At 35.8% G+C, this 5,999-nt stretch carries 6 protein-coding genes and 1 pseudogene; all 7 read right to left on the bottom strand.

All coding sequences use genetic code 11. The features are described from left to right. Positions 1 to 108: 108 nt before the first annotated feature. Positions 109 to 2,157, bottom strand: a complete 2,049-nt coding sequence (locus Q1K34_RS17715) for a thioredoxin family protein (RefSeq protein WP_300441994.1) — start codon at positions 2,155 to 2,157, stop codon at positions 109 to 111. Positions 2,158 to 2,208: 51 nt separating this feature from the next. Next, positions 2,209 to 2,670, bottom strand: coding sequence for a TlpA family protein disulfide reductase (locus Q1K34_RS17710; RefSeq protein ID WP_367183346.1), 462 nt, complete (start codon positions 2,668 to 2,670; stop codon positions 2,209 to 2,211). Between the two features lie 280 nt (positions 2,671 to 2,950). After that, positions 2,951 to 3,238: a hypothetical protein gene (locus tag Q1K34_RS17705; protein ID WP_300441991.1), complete on the bottom strand. Its 288-nt coding sequence runs from the start codon at positions 3,236 to 3,238 to the stop codon at positions 2,951 to 2,953. A gap of 128 nt (positions 3,239 to 3,366) precedes the next feature. After that, positions 3,367 to 3,998: pseudogene (locus Q1K34_RS17700) on the bottom strand (Crp/Fnr family transcriptional regulator). 14 nt (positions 3,999 to 4,012) lie between these two features. Then, a complete protein-coding gene (locus tag Q1K34_RS17695; protein ID WP_300441997.1) occupies positions 4,013 to 4,426 on the bottom strand; it encodes a DUF6691 family protein in 414 nt (137 codons plus the stop codon). Between the two features lie 4 nt (positions 4,427 to 4,430). Further along, positions 4,431 to 4,988 carry a YeeE/YedE thiosulfate transporter family protein gene (locus tag Q1K34_RS17690; protein WP_300441989.1) on the bottom strand — a complete coding sequence of 186 codons (558 nt, stop codon included), beginning with the start codon at positions 4,986 to 4,988 and terminating at the stop codon, positions 4,431 to 4,433. Between the two features lie 310 nt (positions 4,989 to 5,298). Beyond that, positions 5,299 to 5,999: rhodanese-like domain-containing protein (locus Q1K34_RS17685; RefSeq protein WP_300441986.1), on the bottom strand; the 701-nt coding region annotated here is incomplete at its 5' end.

Below are 5,999 nucleotides of genomic sequence, written 5' to 3'. Positions count from 1 at the left end.
GAAAAATTAAAATCAACTTGGCCAGTTGCATTTATCACTTGAACATGGCTTTATACAAACTATAAAAAAGGACAGTTTGTCCTTTTTTATAGTTTAAGTATACTTATTTTAAACTTCTACATCTATTTCTTTATCTGAATAAAATCTTTCTTTTCCCTGATCCAAAAACTTAACAAAATTGTCCACGCTCAAATCATAGCCTTTCGGCGGAGCCAGAATCTCACCATTTTCACCCACTAAAGTATAATAAGGCTGAGCGTTGGCATTGAGCTTCTGGATCATAAAATCCAAATTCTGTTTACCAATTGTCTTTTTTACTTTTTGATCATGTGCAGATACATACCACTCAGATTCCGGTAATTCTGTTTTCTCATCTACATACAAGGCCACTACTACATAATCATTCTTTAACCGTTTTAGTACTCTGGGATCGCTCCAAACAGTGGCTTCCATTTCACGACAGTTCACGCAACCATGTCCTGTAAAATCAATAAATAAAGGTTTATTTTGTTTTTGAGCACATTCTAAAGCCTGTTCATAATCAAAATATCCATGGATATTATGTGGTAATTCCAAAATCTCATCATATTTAGGAGTTCCGCAATTTACGATACTGTTATCATTTTCATTTCCTATTTCGGGAACTGAAGCCTGCATATCAAAATTCTGGCTGCTCATAGGCGGCAAGTATCCTGCTAATGGTTTTAAGGGTGCTCCAAATAACCCGGGAATCAGGTAAACGACGAAGGTGAAAACCAAAATAGCAGTAATGACCCTGACTACCGACGTATTTTCGGTTTTCTTTTCATGTGGAAACTGAATTTTACCCAACAAATAAAATCCCAGGAATGCAAAAATTACGATCCAAAGGGCTAAGTATATATCACGGTCAAGCAAATTCCAATGATAGACCTGATCTACGATACTTAAAAACTTAAGAGCCAGGGCTAATTCTATAAAACCAAGTATGACCTTAACCGTATTAAGCCAGCCCCCACTTTTAGGCAATGTTTTTAACCAGTGAGGAAATATGGCAAATAATGTAAATGGAAGTGCAAAAGCTAATGAGAAGCCTAGCATCCCAATGAGAGGCTTAATCGTCTCCCCATTTGCCGCCTGCAAAAGAATAGTGCCGGCAATTGGGCCCGTACAGCTAAAACCAACCAGCACGAGAGTAAAAGCCATAAAGAAAATACCCAAAATGCCTCCTTTATTAGAATGAGCATCCATTTTATTTACAAACGAATTGGGTAATCGAATCTCAAACAAGCCGAAAAAAGATAGCGCAAACAGAAGAAAGATAAAAAAGAAGAAAAGATTAGGAATCCAGTGAGTACTTAAAAAATTTGCAAAATCGGCTCCAAACAATAGTGAGAAAACGGTCCCTATCAAGGTATAAATCAAGATAATTGAAAACCCGTAAAGCAAAGCCTGGTTTATTCCATTGGCGCGACTCCCGTTGGATTTTGTAAAATACGTAACCGTCATGGGAATCATAGGAAAAACACAGGGCGTCAATAAAGCTGCCAGGCCTGCCCCAAAAGAGATGAGAAAAAAGCTAAGAAGGAGAGCTCCGCCTTCCTCCTTCTCCTCTACTTTAAAATCGTTTTTAAAAGATTTTAAATTTCTAATGGATTTGCCTCCAGCATCATTTTGTACATCTACAATTTGTCCTCCGGAGTATAATACATCTTTATTCCATGACACATCATTTTCAAAAGGAATACATTGTCCCGTTACATCTGAACATATCTGATACGTGATGGTCGCTTCAATTTCAGGATTAGCTTTTAAAAGCTTAACCCGTTGCTGAAACTCGGCTGTTCCAGTGAAGTAGGTATACTTACCCTCCCATAATTCATCATATTTCTCTTTTGGCGCTATTGGAGTAAGTGTTCCAATAATTTCAAAATCATCATTTTTACTGAAATCAATTTCCGTTAACATTGGCCCCAGATTGGGATTAAAATCACTGGAATACAAATACCAGTCTGCAGGTATTTCTGCTTGAAAACTAATTATTATGGTATCTCCCGGAACCGGATTTTCTTTATCTACAGAAATTTGCCAATTGAGTGGATCCATTATCTGTGCATAGCCTGACAAGGATGTGACGAGAACGATCAGGAAGAGCGTTAAGGATTTAAAAAATCTCATAAGGGAATATGATTTTAGAGAATTAAAAAAATAGGATAATTGACCTTCAGCTTATTTAAGCTCGTCCAGAAAATCCTTGAATTCTTCGCTATCATAATCTCCCATCCCCTGATGGGTTAAAACCAGGTTTCCATCTGCATCTATAACGTACGTAGTTGGAATTGCCTGGGAAGCATACATTGGAGGTAGGCCCCCGGCCAATTGATATACTTCAAAATCATAGCCTTTCTTTTTATTAAAATCTATAGCCTTTTGAAAATCATTATCCAGGGAAAGCATAATAAAAGCAACCTTACCACCCTTTACATCATTATACAAATTATTGATTCCCGGCATTTCTGCCACACAGGGAGGGCACCAGGTTGCCCACAGATTAAAGAAAATAACATTCCCACGAAATTCTTCCATTTCCACACGTTCCCCTTTAGAGTTCATGAGACTCATATTAAAATCAGCCTTTGGTTTCTTGGATTCTTCCAGAGAGGTGGCTTGTGTGTCTACATCTGGATCCATCAATCCAGTTTTTAAAATACCTCGCTGTACAAAACCAAAAACTTCAGTATGTAAGCCGGTTAAAAATAAGGTGAGTATAACAGTTCCAGTTATACCGTATTCGAGAAGATTCTTCTTTATTTTTTATTCATCACTAAATTTTTAAAGGTAGATCTCATGTTTCTTTAAGGATTATAAAACAAAGAGACCATTTACCTGATTATTATATTTGGAATAGAAGCAGATGATATCAGCTTCTCAATAAGAATTTTAAGTTCGCTTGAATTGAACTTTTAATAAATCAGGATAATTTAGGAGGAGGAACAAATTTGTAGGAGAATGCCCTTGTTTCGGCAAAAATTATTTTATAATTACTTTTATAATTCAGCTGGATCACAACTTCTTCCTCCAGCTGTTTATCTAGTTGAAAAACCGAATTACAAAAAGAATGAAACGTAATTTGAATTCCGTCAGGCGTCTGGTGGAAGTTCCCATCTTCAGACATCTTGCCAGAAATTGAATCACATTGTTTCTTCACATAGGTAATTTGATCGGAATTTACAATCTCCCCCAGGACGTTAGAATCCAAGGTAAACAGTTTACCAAAAATAATTACAGTAAGTGATATAGCTATGTATGATCGTAAATTCATTTAATGTAAAAGTAATAAAGCAGTTCTAATCACTAAGTAACATTTGTTACAATAGATAGAAAAGACTATAAATCAATTACCAAAATACTATTTCTTTTAAGTGCTATTTTTTCTTCCATCTCCAGAGTTTTTAGTAATCTGGAAATCACAACTCTGGAAGTATGAAGGTCGTAAGCAATTTCCTGATGTGTAATTTGTAGGTTTTCGTTTTGATTTATCTTAGCCTTATCCCGGAGGTATTGCAGTAATCTTTTATCCATCCTAAAGAATGCTACTGAATCTATAGCATCCAGCATTTCCTTAAGTCTTAAATTATAACTTTGAAAAACAAAGGATCGCCAGGATTTATACTTTATAATCCATTCTTCCATTTTTTCAATGGGAATCATAACCAAACTGGTTTCCTTCTCGGTAACTGCTTTTATATCACTTTTACTTCTTTCCAGGCAGCAAGTGAGAGTGACTGCACAGGTATCTCCTCGTTCAAGAAAATAAAGTAATAATTCATCTCATCATTATCAACGCGAGAAATTTTTATAGCCCCGTCTAATAATAAAGGGATGGAGGTAATATATTCTTCTGTGTTTAGAATAGTCTTCCCTACAGGTATAAGTTTGTGTGTACCTACTTCAAAAATTTCATTTAGCAATTCCTCTTCAAAAACAAAGGAATAAGCATCATTAAGTTCCTTTTTCATGATAGAAGCTGATTTTAATGAGGAAGTCTATTCCGAAGCAGACCATAGACGAACGTACCTAGCAAAGCAGCTGCAATAACAATTAAAATAGATATATATCCAGAGCCGGCAAGTACATACATGGGACCAGGACAGGCACCAGCTAAAGCCCAACCTAACCCGAAAATAATACCACCTATTAAATAACGTGGCACACTCTTATCTTTAGGTTTTAATTGCATTTCTTCACCTCCCATGGCTTTAATATTATTTCTTTTAATGAATTGCACACCCAGTATGCCGAGTAACAATGCTGAGGCAATAATACCATACATATGGAAAGAGCCAAATTCGAACATTTCGTATATCCTAAACCAGGAAGCTGCTTCCGATTTGTACATGATTATTCCAAAAAAGAATCCTATGAGGATGTAAGTAATATATTTCATCATTTTAAAATATTAATGGGTAGATTAAATGTATCATTATAAGACCGCCAATAAAGAAACCAATTACGGCAATTAAAGAAGGTATTTGTAGGTTGCTCAATCCAGAAATAGCATGGCCGGAAGTACAACCACCGGCGTACCTTGCACCAAATCCAACCATAAATCCGCCTGTAATCAAAACAAATAATACAAGAGGATCTCCCAGATTCTCCATTGCAAATATTTCAGGAGGCATATAAGCTTCTCCTGCACTATTTATTCCGTATTCGTTACTTAATTTATCTGCTAACTGGGTATTTATTTCTACTGTATTATTAGAGAGATAAGTAGATGCAAAAAAACCGCCCAGTACAGCACCCAAAACCACCATGAGATTCCATCTCTCTTTTTTCCAGTCAAACCTGAAAAATTCTGCAGCTTTGCCAGCTCCTCCAACTGAACACATTGTGCGAAGATTAGAAGACATTCCAAATTGCTTTCCTGTAAATAGCAACAAGAACATCGTTGCTGCAATTAAGGGACCCGAAACGTACCAGGGCCATGGTTCATAAATCCATTCCATTTTATATAATTTTGAGCGAAGATATTGAATTGAAAATGTATGCCAAGTAACCTATGTTACAGAGTAATTCATTTCAGCACACTGGAAATATAATTTTGAAAATATTTAATTAAAATTTTATAACGGCCTTGGTAATTCCAAAGACCGCTATAGATGACAGAATCGGTGTTGGGTTCTATTCCAAAAAATTCCTGAGCATACTGAGGAAAAATACTTCTTTACACCCCAACCATTCCTTCAACAAATGCATTTATTAGTACCAGTAAAGAAAACTGTTTCCAGTTTTTCTTTAAACCTAGCATCATGCTCACTAGGAAGAATATTTCTTTACCTCTGTACTCAGATCAAAAACCGGAATTTCCTTAATTTCACTTTCCAGTATACTGCTGCCTGCAGCACTACGATATCCTCCGGCACAATGTACCACCATAGGTTTATCTTTTGGAAGATCACCTAAATTATTACGCAGATCATTTAAAGGAATGTGGTATGCATTTTCAAAAATCTTTCCTTCAGAAACCTCACTATTATTCCGAATATCCACGATCGTATAATCTTCCTTATTTTTATCAAAAGCTAATGCATCAAATTTTTCTGAGGAACCTGAAACCTCTTCAGATAAAGTGAAAATTCCTTTCAATTGTTTTTCATAACCTATTTTAGCAACCCTTTCAAGGATCTCCTCCAGCTTACCTACACTTTCCAACACTAAATAAAATTGTTCTTCAGGCTCAATGATAGCTCCGAGCCAGGTCTCAAATTTATCACTTTCACTTCGTGCCATTATGTTAATACTATAGGGTAAATGCCCTTTTTTATAGAGTTGATCATCCCTGGTATCCACAATAAGAAATTCATCTTCAATATTTTCTACATTTAATTTAAGGGGTACTTTATATTTCGCAGATTGCACATTTTCAGCTCCCTCGCGATTTAAATCTACATTAAAACCAAAGTATGATGGTATAAAAGGTTGGTCTTTTAATATCTCTGCAACAAATTCATCTTCGG

This window comes from Christiangramia sp., from assembly GCF_029937855.1.
In the GTDB taxonomy this organism is placed as follows: Bacteria; Bacteroidota; Bacteroidia; order Flavobacteriales; family Flavobacteriaceae; genus Christiangramia.
The sequence above is the reverse complement of the archived record's forward strand: the minus strand, read 5'-3'. Positions and strand labels throughout refer to the sequence as shown.

Excerpts from the sequence above, each read along its gene's own strand:
- Q1K34_RS17715 (WP_300441994.1), bottom strand. The coding sequence starts at position 2,157 with ATGAGATTTTTTAAATCCTTAACGCTCTTCCTGATCGTTCTCGTCACA.
- Q1K34_RS17710 (WP_367183346.1), bottom strand. The coding sequence starts at position 2,670 with ATGGATCCAGATGTAGACACACAAGCCACCTCTCTGGAAGAATCCAAG.
- Q1K34_RS17695 (WP_300441997.1), bottom strand. The coding sequence starts at position 4,426 with ATGAAATATATTACTTACATCCTCATAGGATTCTTTTTTGGAATAATC.
- Q1K34_RS17690 (WP_300441989.1), bottom strand. The coding sequence starts at position 4,988 with ATGGAATGGATTTATGAACCATGGCCCTGGTACGTTTCGGGTCCCTTA.